16 protein-coding genes are annotated in these 17,966 nt (G+C 45.7%); 9 read left to right on the top strand and 7 right to left on the bottom strand.

Features of this window, described 5'->3' with window-relative positions; genetic code table 11:
• Nucleotides 1-49 precede the first annotated feature (49 nt).
• Nucleotides 50-1,117 carry an EF-P beta-lysylation protein EpmB gene (gene epmB / locus M3P05_RS06710; protein WP_249698690.1) on the bottom strand — a complete coding sequence of 356 codons (1,068 nt, stop codon included), beginning with the start codon at nucleotides 1,115-1,117 and terminating at the stop codon, nucleotides 50-52.
• Nucleotides 1,118-1,149: 32 nt separating this feature from the next.
• Between epmB and efp the strand changes: the two genes are divergently transcribed.
• The 5 genes from efp (at nucleotide 1,150) to M3P05_RS06685 (ending at nucleotide 5,526) form a co-directional block, all read left to right on the top strand.
• A complete protein-coding gene (gene efp / locus M3P05_RS06705) occupies nucleotides 1,150-1,719 on the top strand; it encodes an elongation factor P (protein ID WP_249698689.1) in 570 nt (189 codons plus the stop codon).
• 77 nt (nucleotides 1,720-1,796) lie between these two features.
• A complete protein-coding gene (gene epmA, locus M3P05_RS06700) occupies nucleotides 1,797-2,801 on the top strand; it encodes an EF-P lysine aminoacylase EpmA (protein ID WP_249698688.1) in 1,005 nt (334 codons plus the stop codon).
• An 80-nt stretch (nucleotides 2,802-2,881) separates the two neighbouring features.
• Nucleotides 2,882-3,316 (top strand): BLUF domain-containing protein, encoded by a 435-nt coding sequence (locus tag M3P05_RS06695; protein ID WP_249698687.1) that lies wholly within the window; start codon nucleotides 2,882-2,884, stop codon nucleotides 3,314-3,316.
• A 144-nt stretch (nucleotides 3,317-3,460) separates the two neighbouring features.
• Nucleotides 3,461-4,327 (top strand): putative selenate ABC transporter substrate-binding protein, encoded by an 867-nt coding sequence (locus M3P05_RS06690; RefSeq protein WP_249698686.1) that lies wholly within the window; start codon nucleotides 3,461-3,463, stop codon nucleotides 4,325-4,327.
• Between the two features lie 350 nt (nucleotides 4,328-4,677).
• The gene (locus M3P05_RS06685) at nucleotides 4,678-5,526 is read left to right on the top strand and encodes a PhnE/PtxC family ABC transporter permease (protein ID WP_249698685.1); all 849 of its coding nucleotides are present in this window, start codon (nucleotides 4,678-4,680) and stop codon (nucleotides 5,524-5,526) included.
• Nucleotides 5,527-5,563: 37 nt separating this feature from the next.
• On the opposite strand, the gene M3P05_RS06680 is transcribed toward M3P05_RS06685, so the two are convergent.
• The 6 genes from M3P05_RS06680 to M3P05_RS06655 all read right to left on the bottom strand — a co-directional run bounded on the left by M3P05_RS06680 (nucleotide 5,564) and on the right by M3P05_RS06655 (nucleotide 12,109).
• The gene (locus tag M3P05_RS06680; protein ID WP_249698684.1) at nucleotides 5,564-6,715 is read right to left on the bottom strand and encodes a M20 aminoacylase family protein; all 1,152 of its coding nucleotides are present in this window, start codon (nucleotides 6,713-6,715) and stop codon (nucleotides 5,564-5,566) included.
• A 255-nt stretch (nucleotides 6,716-6,970) separates the two neighbouring features.
• Nucleotides 6,971-8,011 carry a TRAP transporter substrate-binding protein DctP gene (dctP, locus tag M3P05_RS06675; protein ID WP_249698683.1) on the bottom strand — a complete coding sequence of 347 codons (1,041 nt, stop codon included), beginning with the start codon at nucleotides 8,009-8,011 and terminating at the stop codon, nucleotides 6,971-6,973.
• A 27-nt stretch (nucleotides 8,012-8,038) separates the two neighbouring features.
• Complete coding sequence (locus tag M3P05_RS06670; protein WP_332842001.1) at nucleotides 8,039-9,292, bottom strand: TRAP transporter large permease; 1,254 nt, start codon at nucleotides 9,290-9,292, stop codon at nucleotides 8,039-8,041.
• A gap of 13 nt (nucleotides 9,293-9,305) precedes the next feature.
• A complete protein-coding gene (locus tag M3P05_RS06665) occupies nucleotides 9,306-9,836 on the bottom strand; it encodes a TRAP transporter small permease (protein WP_249698681.1) in 531 nt (176 codons plus the stop codon).
• Between the two features lie 282 nt (nucleotides 9,837-10,118).
• Nucleotides 10,119-10,889, bottom strand: a complete 771-nt coding sequence (locus M3P05_RS06660; protein ID WP_249698679.1) for a maleate cis-trans isomerase family protein — start codon at nucleotides 10,887-10,889, stop codon at nucleotides 10,119-10,121.
• Nucleotides 10,890-10,942: 53 nt separating this feature from the next.
• A complete protein-coding gene (locus tag M3P05_RS06655; RefSeq protein WP_249698678.1) occupies nucleotides 10,943-12,109 on the bottom strand; it encodes a M24 family metallopeptidase in 1,167 nt (388 codons plus the stop codon).
• A 678-nt stretch (nucleotides 12,110-12,787) separates the two neighbouring features.
• Here M3P05_RS06655 and M3P05_RS06650 point away from each other — a divergent pair.
• Genes M3P05_RS06650 through M3P05_RS06635 form a run of 4 tightly spaced genes read left to right on the top strand, consistent with a single transcriptional unit; the run spans nucleotide 12,788 to nucleotide 17,821 of the window.
• Nucleotides 12,788-13,288 (top strand): NADH-quinone oxidoreductase subunit NuoE family protein, encoded by a 501-nt coding sequence (locus tag M3P05_RS06650; protein WP_249698676.1) that lies wholly within the window; start codon nucleotides 12,788-12,790, stop codon nucleotides 13,286-13,288.
• Between the two features lie 29 nt (nucleotides 13,289-13,317).
• Nucleotides 13,318-14,574 carry a complex I 51 kDa subunit family protein gene (locus tag M3P05_RS06645; protein ID WP_249698675.1) on the top strand — a complete coding sequence of 419 codons (1,257 nt, stop codon included), beginning with the start codon at nucleotides 13,318-13,320 and terminating at the stop codon, nucleotides 14,572-14,574.
• Nucleotides 14,574-16,295 carry an NADH-dependent [FeFe] hydrogenase, group A6 gene (locus M3P05_RS06640; RefSeq protein ID WP_249698673.1) on the top strand — a complete coding sequence of 574 codons (1,722 nt, stop codon included), beginning with the start codon at nucleotides 14,574-14,576 and terminating at the stop codon, nucleotides 16,293-16,295. Before M3P05_RS06645 ends, M3P05_RS06640 begins: the two co-directional genes overlap by 1 nt.
• Before the next feature lie 53 nt (nucleotides 16,296-16,348).
• A complete protein-coding gene (locus tag M3P05_RS06635; protein WP_249698672.1) occupies nucleotides 16,349-17,821 on the top strand; it encodes a sodium:solute symporter family transporter in 1,473 nt (490 codons plus the stop codon).
• Nucleotides 17,822-17,966 lie beyond the last annotated feature (145 nt).

Below are 17,966 nucleotides of genomic sequence, written 5' to 3'. Positions count from 1 at the left end.
CTCTGAGTTTTTCTCACTGCGGGCAGTTAAGTCCGACAGGCTGTCAGGGTCATATTTTTAAGCTGTAAAGTGGGGCTATAACAACTTTTCCTGACGCGCCAGCATTTTCTCTTGCCAGCCGCGGTATGAGATAACCAGAGCACTGGTCGCTCATACCGGACATAATCTGTCGAGCTCTCTGCTCATCAACTTCAAAGTGTGCTGCTCCCTGAACTTTATCCAGCAGATGCAGGTAATAAGGCATAACACCACAACTGAACAGACGTTCACTCAACTCAATTAACACATCAGCATCGTCATTGACGCCTTTTAGAAGCGCACTCTGGTTTAAAAGCTGAACACCATGGTCGCGCAACAGTTTCATGGCATCGGCAACATCAGCATCAACTTCATCCGGATGATTGCAGTGAATAACCATCACGGGCTGTAAGCGGGTTCCCGTCAGCCAGTTCAGAAGCTCTTTGGTAATACGCTGAGGAATCACAACAGGAAAGCGAGTGTGGATGCGCAATCTGCGAAGATGTGGGATCTTCGCCAGTTCTTCTACAACCCAGGCCAGACGATTGTCGTTAAGAGCCAGAGGGTCGCCACCGCTGAGAATTACTTCTGTAACAGAAGTGTCAGAGCGAATGTAATCAAATGCTGACAGCCACTCCTCACGGTTCAGGGTGTTTTCTTCATAAGGGAAGTGACGGCGGAAACAAAACCGACAATTCACCCCACACAGTTGTGTGGGCATTAATAAAAGGCGGCCCTGGTATTTATGCAGAATACCCCGATGGCTGTTTTTGGGTTTTTCTCCCAAAGGGTCAAATGAGAAACCGGGAGTTATAACCATTTCTTCGCCAATGGGCAGAACCTGACGAAGAAGGGGATCATTCGGGTCGCCTTTCCTGATTCGTGCTATATAAGTGTGCGGAACCTGTAGTTGAAACTGCTGGCTGCCTACCACGGCTCCGGGCAAAAGTGCCTGATCGAGTCCGAGAATATCGAGTAGTTCCTGAGGATTTGTCACTGCCTGGCTGAGGATTTCCTGCCAGGATCCTGCAATTTTCTGCCGGATATCAATAATGTCGTCAGGATTGGTCTGCACAGTCTGGACTGAACGGGTTATCATACGGGGTTTTTACACGTTCCTGGAATATACGAATGGCTAATTACGCAACCAACGAGTTTCGTTCTGGACTCAAGGTAATGCTGGAAGGCGATCCCTGCGTCATTCTCGATAATGAATTTGTTAAGCCAGGCAAGGGCCAGGCTTTCAACCGTGTTAAGTTCCGTAACCTGATGAGCAATCGGGTCTGGGAACGTACTTTCAAATCCGGTGAATCTCTGGAAGCCGCAGATGTCATGGAATATGACATGGAGTACCTGTACACCGATGGCGAGTTCTACCACTTCATGATGACCGACGGCTCCTTCGAGCAGCACGGCGCCAGCAAAGATGCGGTTGGCGACACTGTGAACTGGCTCAAGGAGCAGGAAGTATACACCGTTACTCTGTACAACGGTGCTCCTCTCTCTGTAACAGCTCCTAACTTCGTTATGCTGGAAGTTGTTCAGACTGATCCGGGCCTGAAGGGTGACACAGCAACTGGTGGTTCCAAGCCTGCCACCCTGACCACCGGTGCCGTGGTTAAGGTGCCTCTGTTTATCTCTGAAGGCGAAGTCCTGAAGATCGATACCCGTACCGGCGAATACGTTGGTCGTCAGAAGTAATTACTCTTCTGATTGAATAAAGCCCGGTTTTAGCCGGGCTTTATTTTGTCTGGAGCAAATTTTTAGGGAGTTGCAGTATGGATAAAACAAACCTGGAGAAAAGCTGGCAGCCATCTGCTTCATTTGAGCGGTTGCGTCAGCGGTCTGAACTGCTTAGGGGAATCCGGAACTACTTCCACGCAGAAGATGTGATGGAGGTAGAAACGCCAATGCTGTCCAGATCAGCAACGGTTGACCCTCATATCGACAGCTTTCAGGCTTCATTCTGCCCACTGGGAACAGATATTCAGGAAACCCTGTATCTGCATACTTCTCCTGAGTTTCCCATGAAGCGGCTGCTGGCGGCCGGCTGTGAAGATATTTATTACCTTGGCCGGGTGTTCCGTAATGGTGAAGCTGGTGGACGTCATAACCCGGAGTTCACCATGCTGGAGTGGTACCGTCTGGGAATCGATCATCATCAGTTGATGGATGATGTCACCGGCTTGATCCGTTCTGTGACTCCATTCAAGGAAGCGGGTCGTTACTCTTACAAGAAGCTGTTCGTAGAGAAGCTGGGGGTTGATCCACATGAAGCATCTGATCAGGAACTGGAAGCATTGACGCAAGAGCATGTTGATAGTTCGTTGGCGGGTCTGGCCCGAAATGATTATCTGGATCTTCTGTTCAGTAATTGCATTGAGCCATCTCTGGGTGGTCGTACAGCAGAGGGGCTGGAAGGCGTTTATGTTTATGACTATCCCGCCAGTATGTCGGCTCTGTCCCGTATTCAGGAAAACAGTGAAGGCCAAAAGGTATCTGCCCGCTTCGAACTGTTTATAAACGGTGTTGAACTGGCCAATGGTTATCATGAACTGGCTGATGGGCAGGAACAGCAACAGCGCTTTGAAAATGATCAGGCTGAACGAAAGGAACTGGGAAAACCGGTTTATCCATACGATGACAATCTGGTTGCAGGTTTGAAAGAAGGAAGCTTCCCGGATTGTGCCGGAGTTGCCATGGGCATTGACCGGCTGCATATGTTGATGGCGCAAACGCAGTCTATTAAAGAGGTGATTCCTTTCGACTTCTTCAGGGCCTGAGGCTCTTCCATCATTGAGCTGGTCTACAATCATATGGTTTAGGCAATAGATTCAGGATGCTTACAGGGAGGTAGGCAGTCATGAGTGACCAGCTCTTCAACATTGTTTATAGCAGCACTGCTCAAGATCTTTTTGATGAGCAGGCTCTGGAAGAGTTACTCAAAGTGGCCCGCAAAAATAATAAGGCAAATGGAGTGACAGGAATGTTGCTCTACAGCGATGGTGTTTTTATGCAGGTGCTTGAGGGGCCAAGGGACAAGGTTCAGTGGACTTTTGATCACATTAACAAAGATCCACGCCATCACAGTGTCATTATTCTCAGCCAGTCACTGATAGAAGAACGGCAGTTCGGCGAGTGGGAAATGGGTTTTAAAAGCTCAGCCTGCGATGAGCTGGCAGAAATAAGTGGTTTTTCTGAGTTTATGCATCAGGACTTCGATGCATCGGAACTTTTCTCTGATAATCCCACCAATGCTCAGAAGCTGCTGATTTCATTTCGAAAGAACATGAGATAGCAAAATCCTGCCACGCTCTCTGAGCTTTTTAGGTCAAAAAACACACGCTTTCTGCAAATTTACGGTTTTTTCTTGTCGGGGGAAACCGTATTATCGCTGCGCAACCCTTGTATTAGCTATTGAATCTAATAGGGATTAAAAATCATGCTGCGTCTGGTCATCAAGAGCTGGGTGTTCGTCATCCTTCTATCAGTCGTTTCTGTCCTGCAAGCTCAGGAAACCTTCACTTTTACCGCAATACCCGATCAGGATGAAACCCGCCTCCAGGAAAGGTTTGGCAAAGTTGCTGCATACCTCGAGAAAAAGCTTGGGGTACCGGTGAAGTATGTTCCTGTGAAAAGTTATGCCGCAGCGGTTACCGCATTTCGTAACAACCAGGTACAGCTGGCCTGGTTTGGTGGTCTGTCTGGTGTTCGTGCCCGTCTGCTTGTACCTGGCTCCAAGGCAATTGTCCAGGGTTATGAAGATCAGTTCTTCAAAACCTACCTGATTGCCAATACCAAGACTGGCCTGAAACCATCAGAACAGTTTCCTACAGACATTGCCGGTACAACATTTACCTTTGGCTCAAAAGGTTCAACATCCGGCCGCCTGATTCCTGAGTTCTATATCAGGGAAGGACTCCACAAATCCCCCCATAAAGCCTTCAAGCGAGTTGGGTTTTCCGGTGATCACAGCCGAACGATCAGCCTGGTACAGTCCGGTACCTATGAAACCGGTGCTGTGAACTACAAGGTTTGGGAGCGCGAGCTGAAAGAAGGAAAAATTGATACCAGCAAAGTGGAAGTTATCTGGTCTACCCCAGAATATCCTGACTACCAGTGGAGTATTCGTGGTGATGTCGACAAGAAGTTTGGCAAAGGCTTTGAAGAGAAAGTTCAGAGTGCCCTGCTGAACATGAACTCCCCCGAGTTGCTGTCAGCCTTCCCTCGTAAGTCGTTTGTGACTGCAGAGAATGATTTCTATAAACCCATTGAGGACACTGCCCGCAAGATCGGCCTGCTGGATTAATTGATGATGGCCTCTCCTCAAGAGTCTGTCTTTCACCTGGGTAAGTCATCGCTGGGTTATGGCGAGGAAGCCATTCTTCGTGATATTGACCTGTCAGTGGCTCTGGCAAATCTACGCTGCTCAGGCATTTGCGGGAACAGGCACCAAATCAGGTTGCTTGGTGCCCACAGTCTCCAGCACTGGTACCGTTACTCTCTGTTTTTCATAACGTTCATATCGGAGTGCTTCACCAGCACGGCATTTTCTATAACCTGTGGAACTTGATCCGCCTATTCCCAAAGGCGGTTTCGCGGGTAAAGAAAGTGGCTTCTTTGCTGGGTATTGTTGGCTTGCCAACAATAGGATTTCATATGGAATTCTTTTTCAGCCAGGGTGCTTATGATGAAGCGATGGGAATGTTGTATGTCCTGTTGCTTCTGATTGGTACGCTGAAGCTTTGGTCAAAGGGAAGGTTGCTGTCTCTTTATATACTGGCCAGCTTTATCTGGTTGCCGCCTCTGGCTGATACATCCTGGGAGCTGGTTTGGCGTTTTCTCTCTGAGGATATTGTTCCTGCACCGATCAAGTACGGAGGCAATCTTCTCAACTGGTTGAACACGCTTCTTCTGGGACAGGTTATTCCAGGGGTAAGTAACACTGTTCTGCTGACACAGATATCTCTTGCTCTGACAGCCGTACTGACACTTGTACTGTTTCCGGTAAGGACAAAACTCTTCTGTGGCCGGGGGAGAGTCTTTGGACATGGTTTGCTGGTCGTTCTGCGCACCACGCCTGAATATCTGATGGCTTTTCTGGGCGTCTTATTTTTAGGGCCATCCATGTTACCAGGTGTTTTGGCTCTGGGAATTCATAATGCGGGAATTCTGGCGCACCTGACGGGTCGATTTGCTGATGAGCAGGAACCCAGAGAGGATGCCCCAAAAGGAATTCTTCTTTATTTCTATGAAGTTCTTCCAAGAGTTTATCGTCAGTTTCTTGCATTCCTGCTTTATCGCTGGGAAGTGATTCAAAGAGAAAGTGCCATTCTGGGTATTCTGGGAATACCAACACTTGGATTCTTTATTGATTCAGCGTTTGAAGAACTGCGTCTTGATCGTGCGATGTTTTTGATTCTAGTGACGGCTCTAATGAATATGACTGTTGATGGACTCGCGAGAGTATTTCGTCGGGGAAAAATAACAGGGGGCTGTATAACATAGAAGCAACAGCCGCCTGAATAAAAAGAAGAAGGTGTTTTCAGAAAGTTAAACAGTCTTCAACCAAAGCTTGCCAAAAAGCTGTTCCTTTCATGAGAATGTCATCATTAAAATCATAATCCGATTTGTGAAGAGCGGCTCCACCCTGCTGGCCGATACCATTTCCCATGAGAATGTAACAGCCATCTACTTCTCGCTGCATAAAAGAGAAGTCTTCACTGATGGTTAGTGGTTGGCAGCTTCCATTCACATTTTCACAACCCACAGCCTTTTGTGCTGCCAGCACTGCCTGTTCGGTTTCTTTGGCACTATTGATTGTTGACAGGAAAGTGTTGGTGAATTTGTATTTGTAATCTACACCTGCTGACATGCACTGCCCTGCAACAACTCTCTCTATGGCCCCTTCAATTTTTTTAAGTGCTTCATCGGTGAAGGAGCGAGTATCTCCGGTGATTTTAACTTTAGATGGAATGACATTAACGGTGCCATTCGTAGAGAATTCAGTAACCGAAATTACTGCCGCTTCATCGATAGCACTCAAATTACGTGCCACAATTGTTTGCAGAGCCACTACCACCTGAGCTCCAACCACAATGGGGTCCGTTCCCATGTGGGGTAAAGCGGCATGCCCTCCGGTAGCAATAATGTCAATTTCAAAGCTGCTTTCACTGGCCATAATGGAACCCGGTTTTGTGATAACCTGTCCTGCTGGAACTCCGGGCATGTTGTGAATGGCATAAATTGAATCAATCTTCCATCGGGTGAATAAGCCATCTGCAATCATAGCTTTGGCACCACTGCCATGTTCTTCATCTGGCTGGAAGATGAAGTAGACAGTGCCATCAAAGTTACGTGTTCGGGACAACTCATGAGCTGCTCCCAGAAGCATTGCAGTGTGTCCATCGTGGCCACAGGCATGCATGATTCCACTCTTCTTTGACTTGTGAGCAAAGCAATTAGTTTCTATGACGGACAGGGCGTCCATATCTGCACGTAAACCAATCGAGCGTTCACTCGTACCACACTTCAGAATACCGACAACGCCTGTTTTGCCAATATTCCTATGCACTTCAATTCCAAATTCTTCAAGTTTGGCTGCAATAAATTCAGAGGTTTCATACTCCTCAAGCCCCAATTCAGGGTGTTTGTGAATATGATGACGCCACTTTACAACCTGTTGACGAAAGTCCACTTGCAACCTCTCAACAAAAAAAGATCTCTATCAATTAAGAGCTCTTAGATTTAAAAAATATTTACTAGATTAAGCAGATCAAGGGCCGCAAGAATAGTTAACAACATCATTTATGGACGATGTTTATTAAAGTCTTATGCTAGTTCTATCTGGCCCTTCTCTATAAAAATTACTGCTGTGAAGATATAAAATGAGCTGTACTTTCGCACAGCTCATAATATTAAAGAGTTAGTAATGACTATTTAGCCATGGGTATTATCCCTGACGCTTTTCAAACTCTTTAATTTCATCTTCAAGTTTTTCCAGTATTTGAGCTGGCCTTTCACCAGCATTGTTCTTGAAGTAGTCACGAACAGGAAGAGCGGCTTCTTTGAATTCTGCAAGTTGAGGATCTGATAACTCAATTACTTCAAGGTTGTCAGCCAGAACTTTCGCAGCGTCATTATTGGCCTTTTCCTGTAGCTCATAAGCATAGCCATGCATTTCATCAATGGTTTCGCTCATAATCGCCTGGAGATCAGCTGGAAGAGCGTTGAAATACTTGTCGTTAAGGAATACACCTTCAAGATACATAATGTGGTTAGACATCACTAAGTAATCCTGAACCTCATACCATTTCATATCAACGAGGGCACCCAGAGGGTTCTCAACACCTGAAATCATATTCAGCTGAAGACCACTGTAAACGTCGGTGTATGGAACGGGAGTAGGGTTCGCACCATACGCTTCATAGTTTTTGATGATGAGAGGAGTATCCATTGTTCTGAAAGGCATACCCTTGTAATCAGCTGGAGACTGAATGTTCTTCTTAGTCAGCCAATTACTTCCACCAAGAGGCCACAGATCCATCAGCTTAAGATTCTTTTCTGCATAGATAGCAGGCAGATCTTTTTTAGCAACCTGGCTTTCTGCTAAAAAATCATAGGCTTGCTTTACGTCAGTTGGAAGCAGGTAGTGAAGAGCAAAAATCTGACCTTCAGGGACGATGGTTGCCACATTACCTGGGCTAACAATAGCCATTTGAGTTGCACCAGTTAAAAGGTGCTCAATTAAATCGACACCTACACCTAGCTGACCAACCTGGAAAATTTCAAATTTGATTCTACCATTACTTTTCTCTTCAACTCTTCTGGCTAGTTCTTTTGCGTAAAGGTCAGGAACCGTATCAGCATACTCTTCATGAGTGACTTTGATTGTGTATACCTGATCGGTTGCAGGTTCACTGTTCTCGGAGCTACAGGCAAACAGTAATGGGACTGTCAGGGCTATAGCCATGAATGTTTTTAAACTCTTCATATTATTCACTCTGTTGGTTGTGAAAATCTATTGAACGAGGCTTCCCAAATACAGCGAGATGGAAGGAAATGCTGAAATCAGGGTACAGGCCAGTAACAGCATCACTATGTACGGGCCTTCATTTTTTATGACTTTCAAGTAGGGTTGATCGAAAATGGCACTGCAAGTGAAAATACTGGTACCAAAAGGTGGGGTTCCAGAACCAATGGCAACCTGCAGAGTCACAATGATACCGAGGTGAACAAGGTCGATGCCTGCAGCAGCTGCAATAGGAGCAAAGATTGGCGTAAGAACCAAAATTACCACAACTGCCTCTACGAACATGCAACCGATAAAGAAGAAAAGGTTAACGGTAAGTAAGATCGTAAATAAGGATGGATCGCTGCCTATAAGCCCTTCTGCGATCATCTGTGGGATTCTGGCGTAAGAGATAATCCAGGAGAAAGCAGCGCCAACAGCCACGAGAATGAAAACCACTGTTGTAATAACGCCTGTTGACAAAGCTATCCCATAGAGCTCACGAATTTTAATGCTCTTATAAATGAAGACTTCTACTATTAATGCGTAGAGTACGGCTACAGCAGCAGCTTCAGTTGGGCTGAATATCCCTGTGTAGATACCCCCCATAATGATGAGTGGGAAACCAAAAGCCAGAAGACACTGTTTTGTGGCATTCCATCTTTGTGCAGTTGATGCTTTCTCAATTCTTGGAATATTTTTGATCTTTGCATAGCACGCACTATAGATAGAAAACATTATTAGAATCAGTGCGGCTGGCCCTAAGCCTGCAATAAACAAATCCCCGATTGATGCACCACTGGCAACACCATATACAACCATGCCCAAGCTCGGGGGAATGAGATAGGCGAGATTACTCGAATTGATAATCAGCGCCATAACTTCGCTATCACTGTACCCGTTATCGAGCAGTCTTTTGCGAACCGGTCGGCCGACAGCAACCACTGTTGCCTGTGTTGAGCCAGAGATGGAGCCAAACATTGCACAGGTGAATGCCGTAGTGGTCGCCATTCCACCTGGCAGGTGGCCAACCAGGCTTTCAACAAAATCTAAAAGCCTCTTTGATGTATGCCCTGTGCACATTATGTCGGCCGCGAGCATAAACATAGGAATAGCCATGAGTACAGGAGTCTGTACACCCAGCACCATTTGTTGAATGGAGGTGAATACCTCAACACCGGGCATAAACATGATCATGTAGAACAGTGTTGAGAGTAGCATTGTCATCATCATGGGGAATCCCATGAGGAGCAATACAACCATAATTACGAGGAGACTAATTAGCATCGCCATTACCTCCATCGACTTTTTCTGTACCAATATACAACTGAGGTTCCTTAATATTGATAATGATATTGAGGAAATACTGAATAGCGCCTAAACCGAAGCCGATAGGAACAACAATGAGTCTTATCCACGCTGGTATTTCAAGTGCAGAAGTCACCCTTCCCAGCATTTTTGTGTACTCGATATACTCAAAAGAGATATAACAGACGTATAAGTATGTGATGCAGGTAACAATAGATATAAGGATGATTAAGGTCTTTTGTACCTTAAGAGGAACTGCATCAAAGAGTGCTGACATTCTGATATGGCGGCCTTTTCTTGCGGCATAACCAATTCCGACGAATGTCACAAAAATGATAAGTGTTGCACCAATCTCATCGGCAGCGGGGATGCTATTGGAAAACAATTTTCGAGCAATTACATTTGATATCAAAATAATTGCCATCATCACAATGCTGGCAGAAAGAGCCCACTCTGTCAGCATTGATACAAAGTCATCAACTTTTTTAAAAAAACTCATTTAAAATCCTAAGGTGACTACTCATAAAGGTTCAAACTCTGCAAAACGAGAGTCATTAATAAACGCCATCAGTCAGACATCCTGTTGCAATATATGTTTATATTTTCAATTATCGAAAAATTATTCAGACCATATTTAAGACAGATGTCTTATCTGTCGCCTCGCCATTTAGTTAATCACCTCTCTTAATACGTGAATCTGGTTTTAATAAAGCGATGAGTTTTTTATTTCTCAAAATCCTTAAGTTCTGTGGCGAAAGGTCTTTTTTTCAAAATGTTGAACTTACTGGTTTAATAATGCTCCATAACCTGGGCATTTTGCTTTTTTCCCAGCAAGATGCATTGCATGCCAGAACATTGCGGAATTACTACACACAACAGGAATTCCAAAGCGATCTTCAATTTCTTGAATATGGTCTAGAACGCGCAAATTGGTGCAAGACATAAAAACCACTTCTGCACCAGAGTCAGGTAGAATCTTTTCCAGTGCATCCAACATCGATTGTTTTGAGATTTTGGTAATCTCTGTATCATTTTTAATACCGAGAGAGCCTAAAGTGACCACATCATAGCCAGCATCATTTAGCTGCTGGTAAAGAGGGAAGTTGACCTCTGTTGGATATGGAGAGAACACAGCAATACGCCTAGCATTCAGGTATTTGAAAGCTGCTTTAGCTGCTGACCATGGGTTCGTTGTCGGTAAACCCTCTCGGTTTGTATTCAGCAGTTCCCCAATGCGTTCTTCACCAATAATAATGGAAGCAGAAGTGCATCCAAAAGCCATGACATCCATTGGCAAGCCGTTGGCGATCAGGTCAGACGCATCAACAATACCTTTGGCAATAGCGTCCAATGCTTTAGGAGTCATCTCTGAACTGTAATAAACCCGAGAGCTAAATGCTGTCGCCTGATTACCATAGAGTTTTGCCCAATCCATTTCGAGTGAGTGATCAGTACTTAGCTGTACCAGGCCAATATGAACTCGATCAATACGTGGGTCTTGATCGTGCTCAAGAGGAATTTCAAATGACTTAAATTGCTCGATGGTGTCCATTTTTCACTTTTTTCTTTGAACGCGGCATTTCTGAGTACTATGGGATTCCGGGTTTAGTCGATGATGATCAATTCCGGTTCAGCGCGCTCACTCAACCATTCAGCTCCATCCTCAGTAATAACAATATTTTCTTCATGAACCATGGATTTCCCGGGGGCGTAAACCATGCCGGGTTCAAGAGTCATAACCATGCCTGGTTTGAGGGCTGTGTTGTCAGTGGCGGTATTAGAAGGGCGTTCGGTCAGCTCCATACCGAGGCCATGGCCCAAGCGACCAACATCATTTCCAAGAGCACCATTGGCTTCAAGAACACTCCACATTGCATTGTAGATATCTGTTGTAGTTGCACCTGGACGAGCAGCTTCAAATCCTTTAGTCGTTGATTCATAAACTGCTCTATACGCAGCTTTAGTCTGTTCGCTGGCATATCCGAATGCCCAGTTGCGATCAAAATCAGAGAAATATCCATCACGAACCGCACCAGTATCGATTATCAGGATATCTCCACCGTCAATAACACGATCTGTTGGGCCCATAATTATACTGTCATAACCATCAGGTCCCGATCCTGCAATAATGTATGGACATTCATCTGCACCTTCTTTCAGCATATCAATACGAAACTGCTTGCAGATTTCCCGTTCACTCATGCCAGCACGGGCATACTCAGGCAGTTTTGCAAAGCCAGCATTTGTGATACGACAAACCTCACGTGTTTTTTCAATTTCAGCTTGAGATTTAATTTGGCGCAACTCATGAATAGCTAGTGAAGTATCTACAAAGTCTCTGCTTACCATTCCTTTCAGTTGATTGAAATTATTGGCTGGCATTCGCAGATATGACTCAATTCCAAGGGTTGCCCCAACCCGGCCAAATCGAGAAGAGGTATTATTAAGAACCCCCGCAACCAGAGTAATACCGTCATCTTCTGGCTGTGGAGATGGCCAGGTAATAATATTATCAATCCAGGTTCCAGCCATTCCGCTGGCACCAATCTCTGGAATAATTGCAATGGGCTTACCTTCTGCAGGAACTACAACAAACCAGGGGCGAGTTGGGCTATGCCAAAACTGAGTATGGAAACCAGTGAAATAGCGGACATTTGGCTCGGTAGTAAAAAGCATCGCATCCAGGTGCATTTCGCGCATAATCTGTTGTGCGCGTGCTGTTCGCTGTTCAAACTCTGCTTCTTCAAAACCTCGACGAAGATAATCAGCCATATCAATTTTACCTTAAAATACTGATAGTTAGCTAAAAGAAAAGTGTTCGCTAGTGATCAATAATGTGTTTTTAAATATGGTAATGAACTTTAAATGACAGGTTGCATGGTGATATTGACACCAATCAAGCCGCATAAAATGCAACTATTATCTGCGAATATATCCATTTCTAAGGTGAAAATTGTTAATTATGACTGCTGTGTGATTATTTATTGCATTTTGTGATTTGATAGCTGTATGTAATACGCTTGTCGCTACCCCCAAAATTATATTTTGAAAATATGGAAGCAGTGCTGGTGGAAATTATTTCTATATTAATATTACAAGAATTTTCTTAGTCAAATCATGGATGATCGTCTGCGGGAAATTATTGAAATGATGAGGTTAGAGTAAATGAGGTAAGAAAAAGGCAAAATTCATCTGTGAAATGAAGTTTCGCTCAGCTCTTTACAAAGAGTTTCACTACATTCAAACCAATGTCAATAAAGCATAGGCATGTTCTAAATTAAATTATCAAAAATAGATATACCTCAAGGTGCAAGAGCCCTATAGAGCGTATAAAAGAATTAAATGAACGGACCAAATAATAACCATAACAAGTCCTTTTTTTGCTGTAGTTTGTGTTTCTTCCAGATGTTGTGGGTTATTCGGTCATAGCCAGGAGGTCATAACTATTCCATGAACACCTCTCACACTCCTGCCATGCAACTTGAACAAGTTGCCAGTCTTGCCCGTGAATTCAAAGGCAAGAAGGACCAGCTGATGCTGGTACTGCTGAAAGCCCAGAAAATCACCGGACACAACGCCCTTCCTGAGGATGTAGCCGTGGTTATTGCTGAAGAGATGGGCGTAACCAAAAACCATATCTACGACTTCGCTACTTTCTACGCCATGTTCTCAACGGAGAAGCGCGGCAAGCATGTTATCCGTGTCTGCAAAAGTACGCCCTGCCATGTCAACAAAGCTTCAAATGCGGCCCATATGCTGGAAAAGACTTTGGGAATCAAAATGGGTGAAACCACTGAAGATGGTCAGTTCACCCTGGAGCATATCGAGTGCATAGGCGTATGTGATCGTGCACCTGCGATGCTTGTTGATGATGAAGTCTATGGGCCGGTAACAGAAGAAAGCATTCCGGGAATCCTCAGTAAATATCAAATGCAGGGGGAGGAAATCTAATGGAGGAGGTAAGGGTTTTATTAAGAAACGTGGATAGGATCAATCCGGTTTCTGCCGTTGATTATATGAATGAAGGTGGTTACGAAGGGTTGAAAAAATCCCTGTGGATGTCGGAACTGGACATCATTCATGAAATAACCGAATCAACATTAAGGGGCCGTGGCGGAGCGGGTTTCCCCACAGGCATAAAACTGTCCCATGCTCACAATGCCCGCAGCAAAAACAAGTTTGTTCTCTGTAATGCTGATGAAGGTGAGCCGGGTACCAATAAAGACCGGATTCTTCTTTCCAAAGACCCCAACAGTATCTTTGAAGGGATGGCCATAGCTGCGCGGGCCATTGGTGCTGATAAGGGTTACATCTACCTGCGGGCTGAATATCCCTACATTGTTCCTATTCTGGAGCAGGCTCTGGAGAATGCCCGGGAGGCCGGATGTTTGGGTGACAATATCTTTGGCAGTGAATTCAGCTTTGATATTGAAATACGCCCCGGTGGTGGTGCTTATGTGTGCGGTGAAGAATCCGCCATGATTGAATCCATGGAAGGTAAGCGCGGTGAACCAAGGTTCCGCCCTCCCTATCCGACGGTTCAGGGTTTATTCCAGGAGCCGACAGCTGTCTTTAATGTGGAAACCCTCGCGAATATTGGTCCGATCATGTATCGCGGTGCTGACTGGTATAAAACCATGGGCACCAAAAAGAGCCATGGCACCAAGCTCTATACCATCAGCGGCAATGTTCGAAACAAAGGCGTTTATGAGTATGAAGTTGGGGTCAATCTTAAAGATCTGATTTACGAAGCTGGTGGAGGTATTCCTGATGGCAGGAAACTGCTGGCAGTGCAGACCGGTGGAACAGCCGGTGCCATCATCAATAAACACCAGATCAACATGCCGATGGACCCGGCCTATGTTGCAGATTCCGGCGGCAGTATGGGAGCTGGTGATGTTCTGGTGATTGATAACACCAACGATATTGTTGATATTCTTGATAATGTTCTTTCTTTCTTTGTTCACGAATCCTGCGGTAAATGCACGCCATGCCGGGAAGGCAGTATGCGCCTGTATCAGCTGGCGTCCGGCATTATTGATGGAACAACGACATCCGAAGGAATGGAAAATATCCGTGAACTTTGTGAAACCATGAGGCTTGCTTCGCTCTGCGGGCTCGGTCAGTCAGTACCTATTCCTGTTCTCAGCTGTCTTGATAACTTCAGGGAGATTTTCGACGAGTACATTGTGCGAAATGAGAAAAATAAAAAGATAGCTGCTGGAGGGGCTAAGTAATGGTCCAGATAGTAATTGATGGTCAGGAAACCGAAGTTGAAGTCGGTACAACAATTCTTGAGGCCGCTAAGAAAGTCGGGGTAAAAATTCCCACACTCTGCCACCACCCTGATCAGGCTGTAAAAGCTAACTGTCGTATTTGTGTGGTAGAGATAGAAGGCCAGAAACTGCTGCAGCCATCGTGCAGTTTCCCGGTTTGGGAAGGTATGGTTGTTCGAACGAATACGCCAAAGGTTCAGCGGGTAAGAAGCAATGTTCTGGAACTGATTCTTGCCCACCATGCCCAGGAATGTCTGTTCTGCAGCCGTAACGGTAACTGTGAGCTGCAGGAAGTGACACAGGATATGCACTTTACCCGTGAAGTGCGTTACACCAACGAAACCCGTCATGGTAAAGATGAATCGTCACCATCCGTAGTGCGGGATACCAACAAGTGCATTCTCTGCGGTCGTTGCAGCTATGTATGTGACAAGATCCAGTCCGTTGGGGCCCTGTGCAAAGAGGGGCGCGGCTTCTCGACCAAACTGTCTTCAGCTTATGGCAAGGATCTGGCTGACAGCACCTGCACAAACTGCGGCCAGTGTATTCAGGCCTGCCCGGTTGGCGCACTGACAATTCATGATGATACCGAACATGTGTATGAGGCTATGGAAGCTGGCAAGCATGTGATTGCCCAGGTTGCACCTGCTGTTCGAATCACTATTGCTGAAGCATTGGGTGAAAATCCCGGAACAGTCAATAAAGGCCGGTTGGTTACAGCTATGAAGCGGGTTGGCTTTGATAAGGTTTTCGATACCGACTTCAGTGCTGACCTCACAATCATGGAAGAAGGTCATGAACTGCTGAACCGCTTGCAGAACGGCGGTACCTTGCCGATGGTGACTTCCTGCTGCCCAGCCTGGATTAAGTTCTGTGAAACCAGTTTCCCCGAAGAGCTGCCCCACCTTTCAACCTGCAAGTCACCACAGCAGATGTTCGGTGCTTTGCTAAAAACCTGGTATCCGGAACGCTCTGGTGTCTATCCGAAAGATATCTACAGCGTCTCCATCATGCCCTGTACTGCCAAGAAGTTTGAGTGTGTACGACCGGAGATGAACTCCAGTGGTTACCAGGACGTTGATAAAGTTATCACCGTTCAGGAGCTGGCTAATATGATCTGCGCGGCAGGCATTAACTTTGCGGATCTTCCTGAAACCGAGTTTGATTCACCCTTTGGGCTGGGTACCGGTGCGGGGGAAATCTTCGGGGCGACGGGTGGCGTTATGGAGGCGGCCCTCCGGACAGTCTACGAAGTGGTGACCGGAGAGGAGCTCGAGGATGTTGACTTCAACGCCGTGCGTGGATTTGAAGGCATAAAAGAGGCCAGTGTCGACCTCAAGGGGATCGAAGTTAAAGTCGCTATCGCGCATGGATTGGGTAATGCCCGGAAACTAATGAATGCTGTTAAAGCGGGAGAGGCAGATTACCACTTTATTGAGGTAATGGCTTGTCCCGGTGGCTGTATTGGTGGTGGTGGCAACCCGATCAAGAACTGGAAGAAGATGGAGAAACGTCTGGAAGGCGTGTATGCGGAAGACAAGAAGCTGCCTATCCGCAAGTCTCATGAAAATCCCTATATCCAGAAAATCTACAACGACTTCCTTGGGGAGCCTTTGGGCGAGCAGTCCCATAAATTGCTGCATACAACTTATATAGATCGCAGTGATATCTTCAAATCATAAATAGAAAACATCAGCCCCTGCTTAGCAGGGGTTTTTATGTCTAGGGGGAGCCTGTGAGCAGTTTAGATGTACTTATCTGTGTGGTTTATCTGCTTTTCTCTTTAGGGTTGGGAATCACCATTAGCTGGAGACAGTCCCGTAAGGGATCTGACACAGAGTATTTTCTAGCTGGCAGAACCATGAAATCCCTGCCGGTTGGAATTTCAGTTATGGTGACGGCATTCAGTGCCATTAATTATCTCGCGATTCCATCAGAAGTTGTGAATCATGGCTTATATGTCACCATGGCTTTCCCTATGTTTGTCATTGTGGCTATACCAATCCTCCTTTGGTTTATCCCGTTCTTTCATAAACGTAAACAGCTAAGCGCTTATGCTTTTCTTGAGGACACGTTTGATCGCAAGGTGCGTTTGCTGGCTGCCGGGATGTTTATCTTTATCCAGTTAAGCTGGATGGCGTTGATTCTTTATGCATCCGGAAAAATGTTGGGGCTGTTGAGTGGTATCAGTCAGAGCAATCTGATCATTCTTATTGCCTGCACCTCGGTTATCTATGTGGCAGTTGGTGGTTTGCGGGCAGTTATCTGGACCGATCTTCTGCAGTTCCTGATTATCATCGGAAGTATTCTGGCCATGCTGGGAATCACCATGTCTTCCGGGTTGGGTGATCTGTCTGCAAATCTTCTTGATCAGGGTTTTCTTCAACCTTATGTGCCGGGAGATGCAGGAGTCTTTGAGTTTGATCCGGCAATGCGTATGTCATTCTGGAGTGTGGTGACCGGAACCTTCTTTATGTTTCTGGTTCGCTACGGTGCTGATCAGGCAGTGCTTCAGCGCTATGCAGCTATTCCAACACTGGAGGCAACCAGAAAGATGTTTCTGGTAAATATCACAGCAGTTCTTGTCTGCTTGATTACTTTGGCGGTGTTTGGTCTTTCCCTGGTTCACTTTGCTGCAGAATCAGGTTTAAGTGGCAAGCCCGGCCTTGTTGTTCTTTCTAAGTTGTTAAAGCAATTGCCAGATGGTTTAACCGGGTTGGTGACTGCTGGTCTTTTAGCTGCAACCATGTCCAGTATCGACTCGGGTATTAATGCGGTCACTATGACTTTAAGAACTGACTTCAGGCAAAGTGGCTTGTCTAAAACCAGTACCCGCATCCTGCAGAGGTTTATCTGGAACTTTATTGTGGGAGCTGTCGTTGTATCGCTGTCATTTATTATTCTGAACTTCTTCAGTCAGAATTCGATCTTTTCCCTGATTGCCAGCGTGGTAAATGCACTGGGTGGGCCACTCTTAATTGTCGTTATTGCGGGAATGCTTGCGCCTAAATATAAGTGCACACCAAATGCTGTCTTTTATGCAGGGCTCGGTGGTTTCATTTTCTCTATTGCGTGTGTGACCCTGGTTATCGGCCTGTCATTACACTTTTACATCGTGGTTAACGTACTGGTCAGTGCTGCCCTGCTGTGCATCTTTGAATTCGCATTTGCGGGCGCGGCGCGTTACGTACAAAAACCTAGTCTATAGGCCTTGTTATAGACGGGAATGGCCTTATAATTCGCGGCCTTCCTGATCGAGCTCTTTCGACAGGAATGAGGAGCGAAACGAAACAGCGACCGACGGTCATTAAGTTCTGTGTACTGCACAAACTACTTAATTGACAGAGCGTCAC

This window comes from Parendozoicomonas callyspongiae, assembly GCF_023502345.1.
GTDB classification, from domain to species: Bacteria; Pseudomonadota; Gammaproteobacteria; order Pseudomonadales; family Endozoicomonadaceae; genus Sansalvadorimonas; species Sansalvadorimonas callyspongiae.
The sequence above is the reverse complement of the archived record's forward strand: the minus strand, read 5'-3'. Positions and strand labels throughout refer to the sequence as shown.